The 19,477-nt window shown below is 66.7% G+C and carries 18 protein-coding genes; 11 read left to right on the top strand and 7 right to left on the bottom strand.

Features of this window, described 5'->3' with window-relative positions; translation table 11 throughout:
* Window positions 1–149: 149 nt before the first annotated feature.
* The 3 genes from O6P37_RS19990 (at window position 150) to O6P37_RS19980 (ending at window position 1,855) form a co-directional block, all read left to right on the top strand.
* Window positions 150–617, top strand: a complete 468-nt coding sequence (locus tag O6P37_RS19990) for a hypothetical protein (RefSeq protein ID WP_269895718.1) — start codon at window positions 150–152, stop codon at window positions 615–617.
* A gap of 46 nt (window positions 618–663) precedes the next feature.
* The gene (locus O6P37_RS19985) at window positions 664–1,425 is read left to right on the top strand and encodes an alpha/beta fold hydrolase (protein ID WP_269895717.1); all 762 of its coding nucleotides are present in this window, start codon (window positions 664–666) and stop codon (window positions 1,423–1,425) included.
* Window positions 1,426–1,513: 88 nt separating this feature from the next.
* Window positions 1,514–1,855, top strand: a complete 342-nt coding sequence (locus O6P37_RS19980; protein ID WP_269895716.1) for a hypothetical protein — start codon at window positions 1,514–1,516, stop codon at window positions 1,853–1,855.
* Window positions 1,856–1,880: 25 nt separating this feature from the next.
* On the opposite strand, the gene O6P37_RS19975 is transcribed toward O6P37_RS19980, so the two are convergent.
* From O6P37_RS19975 to O6P37_RS19965, 3 genes are read right to left on the bottom strand one after another with little or no spacing between them, the layout of a single operon-like run.
* The gene (locus O6P37_RS19975; RefSeq protein ID WP_269895715.1) at window positions 1,881–2,477 is read right to left on the bottom strand and encodes an HD domain-containing protein; all 597 of its coding nucleotides are present in this window, start codon (window positions 2,475–2,477) and stop codon (window positions 1,881–1,883) included.
* On the bottom strand, window positions 2,474–2,665 hold the full coding sequence (locus tag O6P37_RS19970; protein ID WP_269895714.1) for a hypothetical protein: 192 nt from the start codon (window positions 2,663–2,665) through the stop codon (window positions 2,474–2,476). The genes O6P37_RS19975 and O6P37_RS19970 overlap by 4 nt, the downstream gene beginning before the upstream one ends.
* Window positions 2,662–3,396: a VIT1/CCC1 transporter family protein gene (locus O6P37_RS19965; RefSeq protein WP_269895713.1), complete on the bottom strand. Its 735-nt coding sequence runs from the start codon at window positions 3,394–3,396 to the stop codon at window positions 2,662–2,664. The genes O6P37_RS19970 and O6P37_RS19965 overlap by 4 nt, the downstream gene beginning before the upstream one ends.
* Before the next feature lie 106 nt (window positions 3,397–3,502).
* Between O6P37_RS19965 and O6P37_RS19960 the strand changes: the two genes are divergently transcribed.
* Complete coding sequence (locus O6P37_RS19960; RefSeq protein WP_269895712.1) at window positions 3,503–7,723, top strand: nSTAND1 domain-containing NTPase; 4,221 nt, start codon at window positions 3,503–3,505, stop codon at window positions 7,721–7,723.
* Between the two features lie 23 nt (window positions 7,724–7,746).
* Here O6P37_RS19960 and O6P37_RS19955 read toward each other — a convergent pair whose 3' ends face one another.
* From O6P37_RS19955 to O6P37_RS19945, 3 genes are all read right to left on the bottom strand, one after another.
* Window positions 7,747–9,522: a potassium channel family protein gene (locus O6P37_RS19955; protein ID WP_269895711.1), complete on the bottom strand. Its 1,776-nt coding sequence runs from the start codon at window positions 9,520–9,522 to the stop codon at window positions 7,747–7,749.
* A gap of 216 nt (window positions 9,523–9,738) precedes the next feature.
* Window positions 9,739–11,466: a SulP family inorganic anion transporter gene (locus O6P37_RS19950; protein WP_269895868.1), complete on the bottom strand. Its 1,728-nt coding sequence runs from the start codon at window positions 11,464–11,466 to the stop codon at window positions 9,739–9,741.
* 239 nt (window positions 11,467–11,705) lie between these two features.
* A complete protein-coding gene (locus tag O6P37_RS19945; protein ID WP_408633217.1) occupies window positions 11,706–12,527 on the bottom strand; it encodes an SDR family oxidoreductase in 822 nt (273 codons plus the stop codon).
* A gap of 159 nt (window positions 12,528–12,686) precedes the next feature.
* Here O6P37_RS19945 and O6P37_RS19940 point away from each other — a divergent pair, with 159 nt between their 5' ends.
* Complete coding sequence (locus O6P37_RS19940) at window positions 12,687–13,613, top strand: LysR family transcriptional regulator (RefSeq protein WP_269895710.1); 927 nt, start codon at window positions 12,687–12,689, stop codon at window positions 13,611–13,613.
* A gap of 50 nt (window positions 13,614–13,663) precedes the next feature.
* Here O6P37_RS19940 and O6P37_RS19935 read toward each other — a convergent pair whose 3' ends face one another.
* Complete coding sequence (locus O6P37_RS19935) at window positions 13,664–13,798, bottom strand: hypothetical protein (RefSeq protein WP_269895709.1); 135 nt, start codon at window positions 13,796–13,798, stop codon at window positions 13,664–13,666.
* Here O6P37_RS19935 and O6P37_RS19930 point away from each other — a divergent pair.
* The 6 genes from O6P37_RS19930 to O6P37_RS19905 all read left to right on the top strand — a co-directional run bounded on the left by O6P37_RS19930 (window position 13,788) and on the right by O6P37_RS19905 (window position 19,467).
* Window positions 13,788–14,633 (top strand): sulfite exporter TauE/SafE family protein, encoded by an 846-nt coding sequence (locus O6P37_RS19930; protein WP_269895708.1) that lies wholly within the window; start codon window positions 13,788–13,790, stop codon window positions 14,631–14,633. The two genes, O6P37_RS19935 and O6P37_RS19930, sit on opposite strands and share 11 nt — an antisense overlap.
* A gap of 11 nt (window positions 14,634–14,644) precedes the next feature.
* Window positions 14,645–15,328: a cysteine hydrolase gene (locus tag O6P37_RS19925; protein WP_269895707.1), complete on the top strand. Its 684-nt coding sequence runs from the start codon at window positions 14,645–14,647 to the stop codon at window positions 15,326–15,328.
* Between the two features lie 55 nt (window positions 15,329–15,383).
* Window positions 15,384–16,208 carry an alpha/beta fold hydrolase gene (locus O6P37_RS19920; RefSeq protein ID WP_269895706.1) on the top strand — a complete coding sequence of 275 codons (825 nt, stop codon included), beginning with the start codon at window positions 15,384–15,386 and terminating at the stop codon, window positions 16,206–16,208.
* 136 nt (window positions 16,209–16,344) lie between these two features.
* The gene (locus O6P37_RS19915) at window positions 16,345–17,223 is read left to right on the top strand and encodes a 1-acyl-sn-glycerol-3-phosphate acyltransferase (protein ID WP_269895705.1); all 879 of its coding nucleotides are present in this window, start codon (window positions 16,345–16,347) and stop codon (window positions 17,221–17,223) included.
* Between the two features lie 570 nt (window positions 17,224–17,793).
* A complete protein-coding gene (locus O6P37_RS19910; protein WP_269895704.1) occupies window positions 17,794–18,990 on the top strand; it encodes an acyl-CoA dehydrogenase family protein in 1,197 nt (398 codons plus the stop codon).
* 36 nt (window positions 18,991–19,026) lie between these two features.
* Window positions 19,027–19,467: a type II toxin-antitoxin system Rv0910 family toxin gene (locus O6P37_RS19905; RefSeq protein ID WP_269895703.1), complete on the top strand. Its 441-nt coding sequence runs from the start codon at window positions 19,027–19,029 to the stop codon at window positions 19,465–19,467.
* The last annotated feature ends 10 nt before the right edge of the window (window positions 19,468–19,477 follow it).

Raw genomic sequence — 19,477 nt, 5'->3', positions numbered from 1 at the left:
GCACCGTCAGGATCCGACCCCCGGAATGACTTTCGTGCCGATTTCGTTATCAGAGTTTGTCCCAGTTGTCACACGGGTAACTCCAGTAACAGTGGGCGGGACTTCCGCACCGCTGTCAACGGCGAGAAAGAGTCGAATGGATCATCGCGATGAACACAATTCTCTACTTCAGCACCCGCGGCACCGTCTATGAGACCCGGGCCTACACCAGGGCCGATGTCGAGCGTCTCGTCCACGACCAGGGCCTGCACAGCCTGACCAGTGCCGATCGGCAGTTCGACTTCTGGTTCAGTCCGTCGGCGAGCCGGTGCCAGCGCCGCGTCAACCGGGCGGCCACCGAACTGTTCCTGGCCACCACCGATTTCACGGCCAAGACCGTCCCCCTGCTGCGGGGTTCCGTCGTCGTGGCCACGCACGACGCAGACGGCGACCTCGACGGCCTGAGTTGGGAGCAACTCGACCTCCTGGTGGACCGCAACCGCCCCTTGACCAGGCGCGACGCCCGAGTGCTCGGCCGACGGATACAGCATGACTCGCGTCTCGAGCGTCGAACCATCGAGGCGCCGCAGGTCGCCGGCGTCAGTTGCGCGAGACCGCGCACTCTCGTGAAGCGCTGACGACCCCTCGTCGCGCCATCGCGGCTGTAGTGGAAAAGTAGCCGCGATGAGTTCCGACAAGCCCGCCCTGGTGCTGCTGCACGGCGTCACGATGTCCGCCGCGGCCTGGCAGGACGTGACACCGCTGCTCGACGCGGACTTCGAGATCCACGCGCCCACCGCCGCCGGACACCGTGGCGGTCCCGCGGCACGGCGGCGCCCCGCCACCATCGCCGACACCGTCGATGCGGCGGAACGCTACCTCGACGGGCACGGACTCGACCGGCCGCACATCGCCGGCAACTCGATGGGCGGCTGGATGGCCGTCGAACTCGCGCGCAGAGGACGGGCGGCGAGTGTCTGCGCCCTCTCGCCGGCGGGCTTCTGGACCGTGGGTCAGCGCTCGCACTCCGCGTCGACCGCACGCGTCCGCCGGACCGTCACGATGAGCCGGTTACCGCGGCCACTGTCGTCGGTCACCTTGCGATCGGGTCTCGCGCGGCGGCTTGCCTTCCGCGACATCGCGTCTCGCGCAGATCGGCTCTCCCACGGGCAGGCCGTCGCCGCGATCGACGACGTGCTCGGCTGCGCGGTCGCGGCCGACCTGCTCGGCACCCCGGAAGCCGTCGCGTACCTCGACCCGCTGCCGTGCCCGGTCACGCTGGCATGGGGCGAACGCGACAGGGTGTTCCCCGTCGACGTCAACGGCGTCATCGCGCGGGAACGCCTGCCGCAGGCGACGTTCGTGGTGCTGGCGGGCGCGGGGCATGTGCCGATGATCGACGACCCCGCCCTGGTCGCTCAGACGATCCGCGCGAGCATCGGTTGACCGCTTGACAGTGCGGCGCAGCGTAACCCCGGAGACGCTGGGGGCCTGGGTGATCAAGTGCAACCCGCACAGGACTCCCGTGGAACCCATGCGCGCAGCGGGCCGGGCGAAGCCGGTCTGGTGCGTGGCCGACAACTACCGGTCAGCACTCATCCGGCCGGATCAGCGCGTGCTGTTCTGGGTGTCGGCGCACGTCCGGCGAGGGATCTGGGGAGCCGGCCGGGTCGTCGGCGACGTTTTCGACGAGCACGGACGATTGCATGTGCCGGTGGATATTCCGCTGTTCACCGCGCCGCTCACCGTCGACGAACTCTCCGCGGTGCCCGGTCTGCGCTCGATGGAGGTGTTCCGCTCGCCGCAGCAGGCCAACCCGTCCTGGGTGAGCCTGGCGGAGATGGCGCTGCTCGAACCCCTGCTGCACGACCGGTGACACAAGGGTCAGACCATTCGATGTCTCAGCGATCCGCCCCGCCGTGACCCGAGCGCACCAGTGCGTCGCCGGGCCGAAGGAATCCGGGCTGCTGCAACGTGCGAACCGCCCGCAGCGTCCCCATCGGGATCACCCGCTTGAAGAAGGCGCCGGCATCGAACGCCCGGCGGACCTCTTTCACGTACGCCTTCGGCAGACCGAACCGGATGATGCCCTGGCTGACGTCGATGAGATCGGCGCGGCGGACAGCTTCGACGAGGGGCGCGTGCGGCCGTGGCGGGCCATACGTCCGCACCCGGTGGTGCTCGGCGACGATCAGCGCCAGTTCGTCGGACCACGGTTCACGGCCGGTCCGGCGCAGCCACGCGTCCTGCGCCTCGATCGAGGGCACCAGGTAGTCCAGCGTGTCGAATGCGGCGAGGTCGTGGAATGCCGCGGCGATCGCGAGCTTGTCGTCCCGGTCGTTCGCGTCGGGCGCCAGCGCCCGGGCGAAATTGATCACGCGGTAGACGTGCGCCTTGTAGCCGTCGAAGCCCTCGTCGTCACCGCGCGCGAAGTGGCGGTGCGACTCGAGGATCTCTTCGGCCAGCTGGTGGCTGTAAACGATGTCCGGTGGGTTCACTGCAATTCCTTCGCGCCGACATCGGCCTGCCGCAGGATGACGGCGGTCGAGGTGAGATCCTCGGTGGCTCTCACCAGAGCACTCATCACCGCAGTGCAGAAGAACGACAGTGAGCTCAGCGCGGCCCCGAATGCCAGGTTCTCCGGCATGGATCCGGCGCCGGTGCCAGGCATCTGGGCCGGCGTCATGCGATCAGCACGCCGACGAGGTGGCCGATACCGAAGGTGATGACCATCGCGAGCGCGCCGCCCACGGTCACCCGCAGGATCGGGCGCAACGGTTTCGCGCCGCCGAGCCGGGCGGCCAGCCAGCCGGTGACCGCCAGTGCGAGCAGGACCACGACGGCGGTGACCGGTATCCGGGCGGTCGCCGGGGGAATGAGGATCGCGAGGAACGGCAGCAGGGCGCCGACGGTGAACGACGCTGCGGACGAAAACGCAGCCAGCCACGGTTTCGTCAGGTTCTGCGGATCGATGCGCAATTCGACCTCCGCGTGCGCGGCAAGCGGGTCGAAGGCGGTCAGCTCGGCGGCGGCCTGACGCGCCGTCTGCGGCGACAGCCCCCGTGCCTCATACAGCCCGACGAGTTCGTCCAGCTCGGTGTCCGGCTGCTGTTGCAGTTCCTGTTCTTCTCGGTCGAGCACCGCCCTTTCGGTGTCGCGGGCAGTGCTGACGGACACGTACTCGCCGACCGCCATCGACAGCGCACCGGCCACCAGCCCCGCAAGGCCGGCGGTGAAAAGAGGTCCGCGGTCGGCAGAGGCTGCGGCGACCCCGACGACGATGCCGGCGGTCGAGACGATTCCGTCGTTGGCTCCGAGGACGGCGGCGCGTAGCCAGTTCAGCTTGTCCGCGACCGACCCGTGGTGCGGCTTCGCCGTGCCCGGCGTGGGGGCGCTTCCCGCACCGTCAGCTGTCATAGATTGAGGCTAATCCCGCCGCTGACGCTGACGACGATTTCCCGCAAAGGGACTTCACGCTCCGACAGGGAGGTTTAACCTCCGAGCTAACCACCCCAAGGATCACATGTCGCGGATATTCCTCAGCCATTCGAGTCTCGATGCGCGCGAGGCGTTGGCTTTGAAGCGTTGGATGGTGGGCCAGGAGCCTGCGCTAGCGACCGAGATCTTCCTCGACATCGACCCGGAGGTGGGGCTTCGGCCGGGAGAGCGATGGAAGGACAGGCTGCAGCAGGCAAGCGCCCGATGTGAGGCCGTGGTCTGCCTGCTGTCCGCAAATTGGGAAGCGTCCCATGAGTGCAGGACCGAGTACCGCGTTGCGGAGAATCTGAACAAGCAGATCCTGTGTGCCCGGATCGAGCCTTCGGTCGGTGACGACCTCACCTCGGAGTGGCAGAGGTGCGACCTCTTCGGCGAAAGTGACATGACCTCGATCGACGTCGGCGGCGGACCGCCGGTGTCGTTCGCCACCAGTGGTCTGTACCGGTTGCGCGACGCCATCCGCGGGACCGGCATCAGCGCGACCTCCTTCGTCTGGCCACCGCCGGAGGACGTGAATCGCGCCCCGTACCGCGGCTGGGAGCCGTTCGAACAGGTCGACGCGGCGGTGTTCTTCGGCCGCGATGCGCCGATCGTCAGGGGGCTCGACGAGCTCCGCGGTATGCGTTTGGCCGAGACGAAGTCGCTGTTCGTCATTCTGGGCCCTTCTGGCGCAGGCAAGTCCTCGTTTCTCCGTGCGGGTCTGCTGCCGCGCCTGGCCCGCGAGGATCGTCGTTTCACACTCCTGGGCACCGTGCGGCCCGGCCGCAACGCGCTCACCGGGCACACCGGTCTGGCCGCGGCGATCTGGCACGCCAGGGACAGGATGGGGATGCCGACCCCCAGTCTCGGCGACATCAAGATCGCGTGCACCGACGACGTCGAGCGCCTCCGCGCATTGCTGCTCGACGTCCAACAGGCAGCGGCCGACCGGTTGCCCGATCCGGTTCGCGGCGACGAGAAACCCGCCCCTCCGACGTTGATCCTGCCCTTGGATCAAGCCGAGGAATTGTTCTCCGCGGACGCCGGAGCGCAGGGTGGCGAGCTGCTGTCGCTGCTCAGGCGGCTGACGGCACGCACCGACGCTCGGCCTCTGAGCCTGATCGTGGTGGCGACCATCCGGACCGACCGGTTCGAGATCATGCAGACCCATCCTGAATTGGCCGGTCTCGAATCGAGGGTTTTCGACGACCTGAAGCCGATGCCGCCCAACCAGTTCAAGGAAGTGATCACAGGCCCCGCTGCGCGCGCCACCGAAGGGGGACGTCGCCTCGCGATCTCGCCCGCCCTCGTGGACATGCTTCTCGCCGACGCCGCCGAGGGCGCCGACACACTGCCGATGCTGTCGTTGACGTTGGCGCGCCTGTACGCCGACTACGGCTCGACCGGTGAACTGACGGTCGCGCAGTACGAGGCGATGGGTGGGATGCGCCGCGTCGTCCAGACCGAGATCGACGAGGTCCTCGCGACCGATCCCGACGAACGGAACGTTCAACTCGGTTGTCTGCGATCTGCTTTCATTCCGTGGCTGGCCACGGTGAACCCCAAGAACGACCAGCCCCTGCGGCGGATGGCCCGCTATGACGACCTACCGGAGGACAGCAGACCACTGATCGACCGGCTGGTCGCCAAACGACTGCTGGTCAAGGACCGGCGCGATGACCACGTGGTGGTCGAGGTCGCGTTGGAAAGCCTTCTGCGACAGTGGGACGAGCTGGCGAAGTGGCTTCGCGAGCAGCGGCACGAACTGCAGGTCGCCGATGACGTCGAGCGTGCCGACACAGCGTGGAAGACCAACAACAGAGATGCGGCATGGCTTCTCTCCGGAACTCGTCTCACGGATGCCGAAACCGTGGTGAGCTCTCCCACGTTCACCCAACGCATGCAGCCGGTGCGCGAGTACCTCGACGCCTCTCGGCAGAGCGAGAACGAACGGGTGGCCGCGGAGGAAGAACGCCGGCACGCCGAATTACGTCATGCGCAGGAACGGCAGGCGGAGGCCGAGGCGCACACGATCGATCTGCGCAAGCGATCGCGCATCCTGCGTGCCGTTCTCGCCATGACCGCGGTGGTCGCCGTGGTTGCCGTCGTCGGCCTGGTATATGCCACGAGCGCTCGCCATCAGGCACAAGACCGGTTCCGCCAGGCGACGAGCGTGCGGCTGGCCTCCGATGCCGACAGCATGCTGAACGGCAGCAGGCCGGGCAGTGACGCACGGGCCCTCATGGAGCTACTCGCCGCGAACGCGCTCTCTCCGAACACATTCGATCAGAACATGTACTCCGTCGGAGTCGAGACGTTCAACACCCTCAAGCTGATCGACCCGGCAATGGGCGTCTTCGGAGCCATCTTCAGTCCTGACGGCCGCCGCTTCGTCGCAGGCGGGGACAACGGGACATTGCGCTTGTACGACGCTCAGACCGGCCTTCAGCTGGGCCCGGATCTCGTCGGACACACCAAGTGGATCGACGGCGCCACCTTCAGTCCCGACGGTCACACAATCGCCTCCGTCAGCGACGATCTCACCGTACGGCTGTGGAACGCCGACACCGGGCAACCCATCGGCCAGCCGATGACAGGCCATCAGGACCAGGTGTGGGCGGTGTCGTTCAGCCCGGACGGGCAGATGCTTGCGTCCGGCAGCATAGACCGCACCGTGCGGCTGTGGAATACCAAGAACGGCATGCCCATCGGCCAACCGCTGAAACACCCGGACAGGGTCATCAGCGTGGAGTTCAGTCCCGACGGCCGGCGCATCGTCACTGGGAATGCCGACGGAACGCTGAGGTTGTGGGACGTCGAGACGGGGAAACAGTCCGGGCCTTCGCTGACCGGTCACGCCGGCGAAGTGATCGATGTGGCGTTCAGCCCGGACGGCCGCCGCATCGCCTCCGCGGGCGGCGACGGGGATGTGCGTTTGTGGGACGCCGGAACCGGGCGGCCGATCGGCGAACCCCTTGCCGCACGCGGGAGCCGGGTGCTCAGCGTGGTGTTCAGCCCCGACGGTCACCGACTCGCCTCCGGCAGCGGCGACGGTGCGGTGCGGCTATGGGACGCCGACACTCGCCGAATGCTGGGTGCGCCCATGCTGGGGCAGAAGGGTGGAGTGTGGACGCTGTCGTTCAGTCCCGAGGGAACGCGCCTCCTCTCGGGATCGCAGGACGGGACTATCCGATTGTGGGATGTCGGCATACGTCGGCCACTGTTCGGCCACATCGGAGGCGTGACCAGCGTGGCGGTGAGCCCCGACGGTGAACGCATCGCATCGGCCGGCGACGACGGCACGGTGCGCCTGTGGGACGCGGCAAACGGCCGCCCGGTCGGCAAGCCGCTCGTCGTCAGTGACAGGCCGCTGTCCAGCGTCGCATTCGGCCCGGACGGACGGCGCCTGGCCATCGCCGGCGCCGACGGCTTCGTCCGGATGTGGGATGCAGACACCGGCATGGCTGTCGGTGCGCCGATCGACCCTGGGCAGGGGCCACTGACGAGCGTGGCGTTCAGTCCCGACGGACGCCGTCTGGCCATCGGCGGTGGCGACACGTCGGTCGGCATAGAGAGCGACCGCGATGGCACCGTCCAGTTGTGGGATGTCAAGACGTTCCGTCCCGTCGGTGAGCCGCACAGACACGGCGAACGGGTGAACAGTGTCGCGTTCAGTCCTGACGGGAACCGGATCGTTTCCGGCGGTGACGAGGGTGACAACACCGGGTCCGTGCGGTTGTGGGACGCCAACACAAGGCAATTGATTTCGGCCACCACGATCGGCGAGGCGCGGCGGATCGTGTGGGCCGTGACCTTCAGCCCCGACGGGCGCCGCGTCGCGGCCGCCGGTGTCGACGGATTCATCGAGGTGCTGGATGCCGACGGGCTCGACATCGTCGGTCAGCCGATGGAAGGCCATGAGGACAGGGGCGTTTCTCTGGCGTACAGCCCGGACGGCCACACGCTTGCTTCCGCCAGTCGCGACGAGACCATCCGGTTGTGGAACGTCGAGTCCGGCCAGCAGCTGGGAGATGCGTTGACCGCGCACACCGACAACGTGAACAGCGTGGTGTTCAGTCCTGACGGTCGGCGCATCATCTCGGGCAGCGCAGACGGTACCGTCCGAGTCTGGCCGGCCGTTGCGGGGTCCAAAGAGTTGTGCGACAAACTGACTCAGAACATGAGCCACAAGCAGTGGAACGAGTGGGTCTCGCCCGACCTGGACTACATCAAGGTCTGCCCTGATCTGCCGGTCCCCACCGACTAGCGAGGTCCGGTTATCTGTTTCGGCTACCGATCGTCGCCCACGAGCGTCGGCTGTGGGACGTGCGCCGGCCCGTCGACGGACCGGACGGCCTTGAGGTCGACCAGGGCGAGTGCGTCAGGGATCTGACGCACCGCGTCGCGGTCCAGATCGGCGATGTCGTCCGGCAGTTCGTCGAACGGGACCAGATACGGCGTGGTCTTGCGCTCGACGTCTTTGGGACCCGGACGCCAGCCCGACTCCAGGCGTTCGGCGACCCAGCGCTTGTGCTCCGCGACGGCGAGCATCTCGAACTCCGCCTCGGTGAACTCGAAAGCCGGTGCGCCGATCTCATGCAGCGGCGCGATGCTACATCCGATGCTGCGCAGCTTGACAGGCATGTCGCGGGCCTGCGCCCGATTCGAGTCCCTGCGCGACTCGTCGAGCTCCGCCCAGGTCGGCGCCTCCTTGCCGGCGGCGAGCTGCCCCGCGCGCCAGCGATCGTGAATGGCGACGGCTACTCGTTCGAACGAACCACCCGCGACGAATTCGGCTGTGCACGTTCGCTCGAGCGCCGGGAAGACATTGACGTGCGTCAGCTCGCCGCTGGCGGTGGCGTCGGTGATCAATCGGGCCACTCCGTCCGTACGTGACAACACCACGATCATCGGAACCGTCGGGCCGACGTCGTGGCGCAGCCTCAGCATGGCCTCGATCGCATCCTCGTCGCGGTACGCGCTCACGTAGGCACGCGTGACGGGGGGTGCTCCCGCCTCGGCACGCATCGCGTCGAGTCGGTCCAGATCACGCACCGACATCGACGACTCGATGAACCGGCACGTCGATTCGAGGGCGGGATACCGGTCGAGCAGCCCCTGGATGCGGTCCCGGGCCTGATCGTCGACGACCGTGACCCACAGCGGCGTGTCGTCCTTCCGGTCCGAATACCAGCTCCACGCGGCGTGTTTCACCAGCCACGTGCCCACCGCGTCGAGGCGGCTGACCAAGATGTGCGGTTGGTCGCACTCCCCCACTGCGATCGGGAACTCGTCGAGGCACAGCCGCGCGCTGATCTCCTCGAGATTGAAGAAGTCGAGCGACGACGGCGAACCGGCGGACAGGTTCGCCTCCTGAACACGCAACAACCGGCACAGCTCGGGGTTCTCGATCCTCGCCAGGCATCGCAGCGGACCGCGACGCCGGCCGGTGACGAGTCGCCGCGCGACAGCGACGATCTCGGTGTTCACCGAGTCGTCCGGACAGACCGCGAGAAGACGGTCCGCGCGCTCCACGCCGGCCTCACGCAAGGTGGCTTCCAGTCGCGCGTCGCCCACGATGACCGGACTGCGCCAGCTCCGGGACACCTGCAACTGCGGATTCGCCGGGTCCAACTCGACGACGACCACCCGATGGCCCGCTCTCCGCAGGCGGTCCACGAACAAGGTGCCGACATAGCCCAGTCCGCAGACGATGACGTGTCCCCGCATCAGCGGGATGCGGAGTTGTTGCATCCGGTCGCGGAACAGCAGGGCCAGCCCGCTCAGTGCGGCGTACCCGGACACGACCGGCGCGAGGATCCGGGCGATCTCCAGCGTCACCGGCAACGCCGTCGCGCCGGGCGATCCTCCGAGGAAGAGCTTGAAGGTGTTGTAGGCGATGTCGGTTGCCACCGGGGGATGCTTGGCGGATCCTTCGACGTACAGTTCGGTGAGGTGGTCCGAGTAGCCCACCCAGCCGAGCACGAACGCCACGAGCGCGGCGAATCCGAGCCATGCCCAACGGAAGTCGGCAAGGACACGTCTGATAGAACGTGGGCGGACCATGCAGGGATCCCTACGCCGACGTCATGTCGTCAATGCGCGATCCACCTCGGAGCGACGCCATCGGGCGAGCGTATCCGACCACCTGCGGTCGCCATGGGCAATCGCCGGCATCGGTGCTGACTCGAGTAGGTCGCCTGAGAGCCTCGGGTCCACGACGGCGCGCGCGGTGTCGTTCGACGACGATCAGCAGCCATGCGACCTGCGCCGCAGAACCGATCACAGATCCGGCGGCCGTGCAGTAGCGCGATCACGGAAGGCTTCGACTGCCGTCGGCAGGGTCATGAAGATGCGGTCCTCCCCGATCTTCTCGACCAACCCAGCGGCGTCGAGAAGTTCACGCAGGTCCTGCTTCACCCGGGCCATCGCGAAGACGATGCCGCGTGCCTCGAGATCGCGACGCAGCTGGTCAAGTGCATCGACCGCGGTGAGATCCACTTCGACATTGGCTTCGGCATTGAGCACGAACCATTCGATCGGACCCACGCCCTCCGCATTCTCCGCAACCGCCGCAAGGGCGCGTTCACGGAAATCCTCGGCGTTGGCGAAGAACAGCGGCGCGTCATACCGGTAGACCATGAGTCCGGGCACCGGTTTCGCGTCGGGATAGTCGTCGAGATCGTGCATCCCTGCCACACCCGGCACCAGCCCGAGGACGCCGTCATGCGGCCGGGCCACCCGCCGAAGGAGGTCGAGGATAGACAGCGCGATGGCCACCAGCACGCCATAAAGCACGCCGAACCCGAGTACGGCTGCGGTGGTGGCCAGCGCCAGCAGCAGTTCGCTGCGGCGGAATCTGCCGAGCCTGCGGAACTCTGCGACATCGATGAGCCGGAGCGCGGCGAACACGACCAACGCGCCCAGGGCCGCGGTCGGGAAGTTCTCCAGGAGGCGGCGTCCGAAGAACATCACCGCGACCACGGAGGCCAGCGCGACCAGTGAATACACCTGGGTCCGGCTGCCGACCGCGTCCCCGAGAGCAGTACGGCTGCCGCTCGAGCTGACCGGGAAGCCGTGCGTCAAACCGGTTGCCACATTGCAGATCCCCAGAGCTCGAAGTTCAGCGTTAGCGTCGATGCTCTCGCCCTTGCGCGCCGCGAAAGTGCGGGCAGTCAGCGCGTTGTCGGAGAACGCCACCACCGCGATTCCAGCCGCGGGAACGAGCATCGCCAGCAGATCCGCGGCGGGAATCACAGGCACACTCGGCGTCGGCAGGCCCGCCGGTATCTCGCCGACGACGCGGATCCCCCGGGATTCGAGCGCGAAGACCACCACCGCAGCGGTCGCGGACAGGACAGCGACCAACGCGCCGGGGAACTTCGGCGCCACCCGCCCGATCGCCAGCAGCATCACCAGCACGGCCGTGGCGAGTACGACGGTCGGCCAGTGGGCGCCAGCGGCGCCGGTGACGAAACTCCGTACCTGATCCACGAATTCGGCGCCCTCGACGGGCACACCGGTCACCTTGCCCAGCTGTCCGCCGATCATGATGACCGCCACCCCGGTCATGTAGCCGATCAGTACCGGCCGCGACAACAGGTCAGCCAGAAAGCCCAACCGCAACAATCCGCCAAGCAGGCAGAACCCGCCGACCAGGACTGCCATCACCGCCGCGAGCACGGCATATCGGGCGGGGTCGCCCACCACCAGCGGCGCCAGCGCGGTGGCCGTCATGAGGGCGGTCGTGGATTCCGGTCCTACCGACAGCTGCCGTGACGACCCGAGGAACGCATACACGGCCAATGGCACCAGCGCCGCCCAGAGGCCGGCTACGGCGGGGAGGCCCGCAACCGTCGCGTAGGCCATCACCTGCGGAACGAGATAGGCAGCCACGGTGACGCCGGCGAGTATGTCGCCCCGCAGCCAACCACGCTGATAATCCAGGAGCGGGCGCAACCCAGGGATCAGCGTCGACCAGCTCGCCGACGAAATCCTCGGTGACGTCATAGAAGAGACAGTGTGCCGAACTCGCTGAATGGTATGTAGCCGAATGGAGAGTTGGACGATTCTCGAACAGCCGCGCACGAAGACGGCCCCCGGAGTGATGTCCGAGGGCCGTCTCTACTGGTAGCGGGGACGGGATTCGAACCGGCGACCTGAGAGGGAGCATCAAACCCGTTCTCATGGGCCACCTGCGGCATGCGAGCCGACAAGCAGCCTGCGACTGTGACGTCGGGGTCTGCTCGTCACTGCGGTGGGGCCGCGATCTGGGACGGCATCTTCAGATCGGACTGTCCGCCGTCGACGAAGAGTTCCGTACCGGTGATGAAACTGCTCTGGTCTGAGGCCAGGAAGAGCACCGCGGCGGCGAGTTCCTCGGGGCGGCCCACGCGGCCCATCGGGATCCTGGCCGCTTCACCGTCGAGAAGCTGCTGTCCCTGTCCAGCTGGGGCCAGCCCCGTGAGTCCGGGTGTTTCGATCGGACCGGGAATGACGGTGTTGACCCGGATACCGCGGGGGATCAGTTCAGTGGCCCAGGTCCGCCCGAACGAGCGGATCGCTGCTTTGGTCGCGGCATAGATGCTGAACGCCGGCGTTCCGTTGTACGCCGCGGTGGATCCGGTCAGCACGATCGACGCACCGGGGTTGAGCAGCGGCAGCATCGTCTGCACGGTGAACAGGGTGCCACCGACGTTGGTGAGAAACACCGAGCTGAACTGCTCGGCGGAGATCTCCCCGAGCGGGGTGAACTCTCCACCGCCCGCGTTGGCGAACAGAATGTCGAGGCCGTGTCCGCGAGCCGCGATGGCGTCGGCGACAGTGGCCAGGTCATCGACGCTCGACACGTCGGCGCGGATGCCCGTTGCGCTGTCACCGATCGTCGCAACCGCGGCGTCGATCGTCTCCTGATTGCGGCCGGTGAGAAAGACATGGGCGCCCTCGGCCGCCAAGCGCTGAGCGGTGGCCAGTCCGATGCCGGAGTTTCCTCCGGTCACCAGAGCTGTCTTCCCTTCGAGCTGGCGCCCCACGGGAGTTGTCGCTGGGGTCACAGGTGCGGAGCTGGTCATGGCGACTCTCTTTCGATGGCTGGGACGCCGAGTTGGGGCGTCGAACTCATCGTGCGGGGGCGCGTACTGGTGGAAAAAGGGCCGGTCCGCCAACACACTGATCGACCAGGGCGATCAATGCACTGCTGACCCGACCAGCACGCACTACCCTCTGGATGCATGGAGCTGCGGCAGCTCGAAGCGTTCGTCGCAGTGGCCATCGAGCTTCACTTCGGGCGTGCGGCCGAGCGACTGCGCATCGGTCAGCCGACGCTCAGTGATCTGATCCGCCGGCTGGAACGCGAACTCGGCGCCCCGCTGCTGACTCGTACCACCCGCAAAGTCGCCTTGACTGGCGCCGGGCAAGAACTGCTAGGGCGGGCCAAGGTCATCCTCGACGAAGTCGCCGCCGCCGGGGCCGCCGTGCGGCGCACCGCCCAGGGCGACACCGGCACAGTCCGGCTGGCGATCACCCCACCGGTGGCGCCCGTGCTGGCCCCGCACCTGCTCGGTGCCGCCGGCGAGCACCTGCCCGACGTCACTGTGGCCGTGCAACGGATGTGGCTGCCCGACCTCACCAGGGCACTCGCCGAGGGCACCATCGACGTGGCGATCACGTGCGCTCGACTACCGGACACGCCAGGAGTCGTAAACACGGTCTTCTGCAGTGAGCCTCTCCTGGTGGGCTTGCGGCAGGACCACCACCTCGCCGATAGGGCCGAGGTGATGCTCGACGATCTGGCGCAGAAGCGACTCGCGGTGCCGAGCGACAGCCTGTTCCCCGCTCTGGCCCTGGCCCTGCGTCAAGCCCTTGACTCGGCGGGTGTGTCCCCGCCGGTGGTGACCCTCGAGGCCACCGACCTGTCGGCATCAGGCTGGGCGAACCAGCCCGAGGCGACGTGGGTACTGCTCCCCGCGTCGTTGGGAACGCCGCCGGAAACCACTGCCCGCCCGCTGATTCCCGCACTGCGGGTTCCCTACACCCTGCAGTGGAGCCCGGAACGAACCCAGACCGCCGCGGTCGCCCGCTTCGTCCGGCTGGCCCTGGCGACGGCCGTTCCACCGGGATGGCACCTCGAACCCGGGCATCTGCGTCACCGCGGCTGACTTGCCTGGAGGCCGCCTTCACCTGGAAGCCGTTGTGTGGATCGCGGCCGTCATTGATCGGTCCAGCCGATCAGTGCCTGAACGGATTGGCCCTTTTTCCGCACCGGCACGGCGCGCACGCTTCGAAGCGACATCCCCACCAGTGCGCAGGAGAACCCAGTGACCACAGCTTCGATGACCAGCACGGCCCCCTCCGGCGCCGCGGCCGTCCGAACCGCATGGGCCGCCCTGATCCTCACCGGTGCGGTCGGCGGGGTGCTCTCGGGGCTGTTCGCGGTCGGCGGCGCCATCGTGATGGTGCCGCTGCTGGTGTGGCGGGCGGCTATGGATCAACGCCGAGCCGCCGCCACGTCGCTGGTGGCCATCATCCCAACGGCCGTGGTGAGTTCAGCGACCTACCTGGTCCATGTCGACGTCGACATCGCGGCCGTGGCGTTGATCTCGGTGGGCGCGATCGGCGGTGCCATCCTCGGTAGCCGCCTCTTGCGCCGGCTCCCCTTGACGTGGCTGCGATGGATGTTCATCGCGTTCCTCCTCCTCGTCGCTGCCCACCTGCTGGTCGCCGCCCCCGAACCCACTCACGCACTGGCGTTTTCACCTTTGGCCGCCGCCGGCTACCTGGGTCTCGGCGTCCTGACCGGCATCGCGTCAGGCTTGTTCGGCATCGGTGGCGCCATCATCTCTGTGCCCGTGCTGGGATCGGTTTTCGCTCTGAGCGACGCTGTCGCCAAGGGCACCGCGCTGCTCGTCAGTATTCCGACCAGCCTGGCGGGCACCATGAGCAACCGCCACGGCAGCAGTTCGGTCGACATCCGCGCCGGGCTGATCCTCGGTGTGACAGCGGCCGCGACATCGGTGCCCGCGGTGTACGTGGCTGTCGCACTCCCTCCCGCGGTCTCTGCGGTCTCGTTCGCCGTGCTGCTGATCGCGATCGCCATCCAACTCAGCATCAAGGCCGCCCAGGCACACACCCATAAAAGCGCCCCTTCTGACCCATCCCTCTCACTCCGGAACCAATAAGGAACCGTCACATGAAAATTCACAACAGTGACACCGCGGTCGTCATCATCGACCCGCAGAACGATGTCCTGAGCCCGCACGGAAAGAACTGGGACAGCGTGGGCGCCAGCGTGACCGAGAACCACACAGTGCAGCATCTGCTGGACATTCTCGACGCGGCCAAGAATTCCGACTTCGGCGTGTTCGTCTCTCCGCACTACTTCTACCCCACCGACAGCACCTGGCTGTTCAACGGACCATTGGAAGCAGATGAGTTCGGCAGCAGCACATTTGCCCGTACCGGCGCGCTCACCCTGGACGGATTCACGGGTTCCGGAGCCGATTGGCTCGACGACTTCAAGCCTTACATCGAGGACCGGAAAACCGTCGTTGCCAGCCCTCACAAAGTGTGGAGCCCCGCAAGCAACGACCTCGTCCTGCAGCTACGCAAACGAGCCGTCTCCAAAGTGATCCTGTGCGGCATGCTCGCGAACATCTGCGTGGAATCACATCTTCGGGACCTGCTCGAGAACGGCTTCGAGGTCGCCGTGGTGCGCGACGCCACCGCCGGACCCCGGCACCCCGCCCGCGGCGACGGTTACCAAGCGGCTCTCATCAACTTCGGATTCCTCGCCCACGCCGTGGTATCCACCGAGGAAATCGTCAAGGCCATGTCCACCCACCCTGCGACCGCTGAATTTACCCGCCTGACGTGACCTTCAACTCATCCGAAAAGCACTCGTCAATCTCGTCAACCAAGAAGGATGCACCATGCCCACAATCACCACCTCCCACGGCGTCGAGATCTTCTACAAGGATTGGGGATCGGGCCAGCCCATCGTGTTCAGCCACGGCTGGCCCCTCTCGTCTGATGACTGGGACAACCAGATGCTGTTCTTCCTGGCCCGGGGCTACCGCGTGATCGCCGCCGACCGCCGAGGACACGGCCGCTCGAGCCAAGGCGCCGACGGCCACGACGCAGACCACTACGCCGACGACCTGCTCGCCGTCGTCGAGCACCTCGACCTGCACGACGTCATTCACATCGGACACTCCACCGGCGGGGGCGAAGTCACCCGCTTCCTGGGCCGCCACGGCGAGTCCCGCGCATCGAAGGCCGCACTCATCTCTGCGGTACCCCCTCTGATGGTGCGCACCGACGCCAACCCGGACGGCCTACCCAAATCCGTGTTCGACGACCTGCAAGCACAATTGGCCGCCAATAGGTCCACGTTCTACCGCGAGCTGGCCTCCGGGCCCTTCTACGGATTCAACCGCGACGGTGTGGAACCCGTCGAAGCCGTCATCGCGAACTGGTGGCGTCAAGGCATGATGGGCGGCGCCAAAGCCCACTACGACGGCATCGTCGCCTTCTCTCAAACCGACTTCACCGAGGACCTGAAGAAGATCACTATCCCCACCCTGGTGATCCACAGCAGAGATGATCAGATCGTGCCCTACGTCGCTGCCGGCCCGAAGTCCGCAGAGCTACTACAGAACGCGACCCTGATCACCTACGACGACTTCCCCCACGGCATGCCCACGACCCACGCCGACACCATCAACGCCGACCTGCTCACCTTCATCGAGTCTTGATACGCGAGAGCCTCGACGTCACTGATGGGCAAGCGCGAAGTCCGGTCGATGAGACTTTCGGCCAAGGCGCATCCGGTTCGCGATCGATGCGGCATCATCTGGGTAGCGCGACGGACGGAAACGATTGAAAGGTCCCATGCCCGGCACAGACTCCCAGGACCACAACGACGTTGAGAGACTTGCCGATGCACTCCTGGCAGCAATCGAGGAGGGCGCCGAGGCGGACACCAGCGCCGCGGACACCCCCAGTGACCTGATCAGCGGCGCGGCCTTCGCCTTTCGGCGCATCGCCATCGAGTTCGTCCGTCGATACAACCGCCTCGAGGTGACCTCCGAGGGGACGACTCCAGACGACCCCGTTCTCTTCGTGGCGAATCACGGATTTGGCGGGATCTTCGACCTCAACGTCTTTGCGGTGGTAGCCACGCTGGAACAGCTGGCACTGGAGCGCGAAGTAACCATCCTCACTCACCAGCTGGCCTGGACGCTGAGAGTCGGCAGCCTGATAGAACTAATCGGGGCGCGGCCGGCCAACCAGCAATCCGCGCAAGAGGCATTCGCGCGGGGTGACCACGTCGCCGTGTTCCCCGGGGGTGACATCGACTCTGCCAAGTCGTGGGACGACCGTAATGTCATCAAATTCGACGGTCGCGCCGGGTTCGCCCGGTTGGCCATCGAAGCGGGTGTTCCCATAGTCCCCATCGTCACCGCCGGCGCCGGCGAGTCTCTGTTCGTGATTTCCAGCGGGGAACGCTTGGCTCGGGCGCTCCGGCTCGACAAGCTCCTTCGTCTCAAGTCGGCCCCGATCAGCGTTTCTCTTCCCTGGGGCATCAGCGTCGGCGCCGTCGGGTTGCTGCCCTACCTTCCGCTGCCCACCAAGCTCGTCACTCGCGTACTACCCGCCATGTCGGCATCCGACGGCGAGAATGCCGACGAGTACGCAGCCCGCGTCCAAGCAGCGATGCAAGATGCGCTGACCGACATGACAGCGACGCGAACCCCCCTCATCGGCTGACGTCCACACTCGGCGCGGCGCGGCGCCATGCCGCTGTGCCGTGCCACCGCGCTTGAGACCACGCCGCCGGCCGATCGTCGGCCAGAACATTCTCCGACCGGCTGCTGCACATCCGCCGAGCGTGATCACACCCGAGGGCTGCCACTCAGACGACCCCACGGTCACCTGTACCCCCGACGGCGACTTAGTCCGAGCAGCCGCCACCGGGACATGACTAGTGCTGCTCCGCAAGGCATCTCGGGACTCAGGGCAGACAGTGAACCGGCGCATCGAGGGCGTCGGCACCGAGCACTACCGCATCGACTCCACCGTCGCCTGCCAGCCGCGCGAGGCCGCCGTCGATACCGAATCCTACATTGAGTGATTCTTTGTCATTGACATGAAGTCAACCGAATCGTAGGGTCGAGCGAAGTCGCCGACGAATCGGAGCCCGCAATGGCCTCACGCGCAGAACAGATGCGCGTCCACCAGGACCTGCGGCCCCTGGTGTTCCACGATCCGGTGTTCCGACAGCTCGCCAGGTAGCCCACACGACCCCGGCACCACGCCCCCGACCATGAGGAGAAACGAATGACCACCCTCGACGCCACGACCACCGAAACCGCCGCCGACGTCCTCGACCGGGTGCGGGCGCTGCAACCGTTGATTCGCGAACACTCGGCTCAAAACGAGCGCGACCGCAAGGTCTCCAACAAGGTCATCGCCGCACTGCAGGACGCCGGCGCTTTCCGACTCGCGGCGCCGCGTCGCTTCGGCGGACTCGAGGCGGGGCTGCGTGCCATGCTCGACCTATCGGCCCTCATTGCCGAGGCCGACGGCGGAACCTCTTGGGTGACCACGCTTTCCAACATCAACGCGTGGTCAACGTGTCTCTATGACGAAGCTGTCGTCGCCGAAATATACGCGAACGGACCCGACACCATCCTCTCGGGAGTGGTGTCCCCCGGTGGCACAGCACGCAAGGTGGCCGGCGGCTACGTCATCAATGGACAGTGGCCGTACTCCTCGGCGAGCCTGCACGCCGACTGGGTCTCCGGCGGCGTATGGGAGGTCGACGGAGACGGCGACGAAATCGACCAGGCGATGGTCGTCATGCCCATCGCCGACGTCCAGATCAAGGACACCTGGTACGTCGCCGGGATGCGCGCCTCGGGAAGCAACACCATCGTCGCCGAAGAGGTGTTCGTGCCCGACCACCGGCTCAGCTCCATGCTGCCGGTCGTCTCCGGCGGGTACCTGGAGCAGTACCCGGACAACCCCTTCTACCGGGCGGCATTCGCCTCGATGCTGGTACTCGTCCTGGTCGGCCCCCAGCTCGGATTGGGCCGCGCCGCGCTCGGCATCACCGTGACGAAGGCCTCCGCCAAGGCCCTGGCCTACACGAACATCGAACATCAAGCCGATTCTGTGGCCTTCCAGCTGCTGGTGGCCGACGCCGCGTCGAAGATCGAAACCGCACACCTGCATGCCTACCGCGCCGCCGACGACGTGGAGGGGTACGCCGCCCAAGGCGTCTACCCCGATTTCGCCGCGCGCGCCCGGATGCGCGCAGACTCCGCCGTGGCGTTGACGAGCATCAACTCCGCCATTAACACCCTGCTCAATGCCTGCGGCGCTGGCAGTTTCGCGGATGTCAACCCCATGCAGCGCATCTGGCGCGACTCCAACGTCGGACAGCGGCACGCGGTGATGCTGCCCCAGGTCTCGATGGAGACCTACGGAAAGGCGCTGCTGGGAAAGACCGATCACATTACCGCCATCCTCTGATGCGCACCCCCGACCGGCTACCGAGAAAGGCGGGCGATGCCTGAGATCACCACGTCGCGAGAGATCGATGCCTCGCAGACGCACGTCTGGTCCGTGGTGTCCAACCCGCGGCGGTTCGCCGACTGGAACACCTTGCACCTGAGGTGGGACGAGGAACCGCCCGCTGAACTCGTCAAGGGAACGCGCCTCGTCGACGTCGTGAAGGTCAAGGGCATCGTCGACACCATCGACTTCACCACCGACGACGTCCGCAACCCCGGGTTCGTATCCCTGTCGGGCAAGGGCAGCACGGGATCGTCTGTGGTGCTCAGGTTTACGGTGGACGATCATCCCGGCGACCGTTGCGTGGTCACCCTGCACATCGATTTCTCGAGTTCAGTCCTATTCGGACCGCTCGGCAAGGTGGTCGAGCGCGCGTTCCGCAAGGAACTCAACGCCTCGCTGGAGAAGCTTGCCGACGTCGTCACCGGAGCATGAGAACGCCCCG

The organism is Mycobacterium hippophais, from assembly GCF_027529605.1.
Lineage (GTDB): Bacteria > Actinomycetota > Actinomycetes > Mycobacteriales > Mycobacteriaceae > Mycobacterium > Mycobacterium arseniciresistens.
The sequence above is the reverse complement of the archived record's forward strand: the minus strand, read 5'-3'. Positions and strand labels throughout refer to the sequence as shown.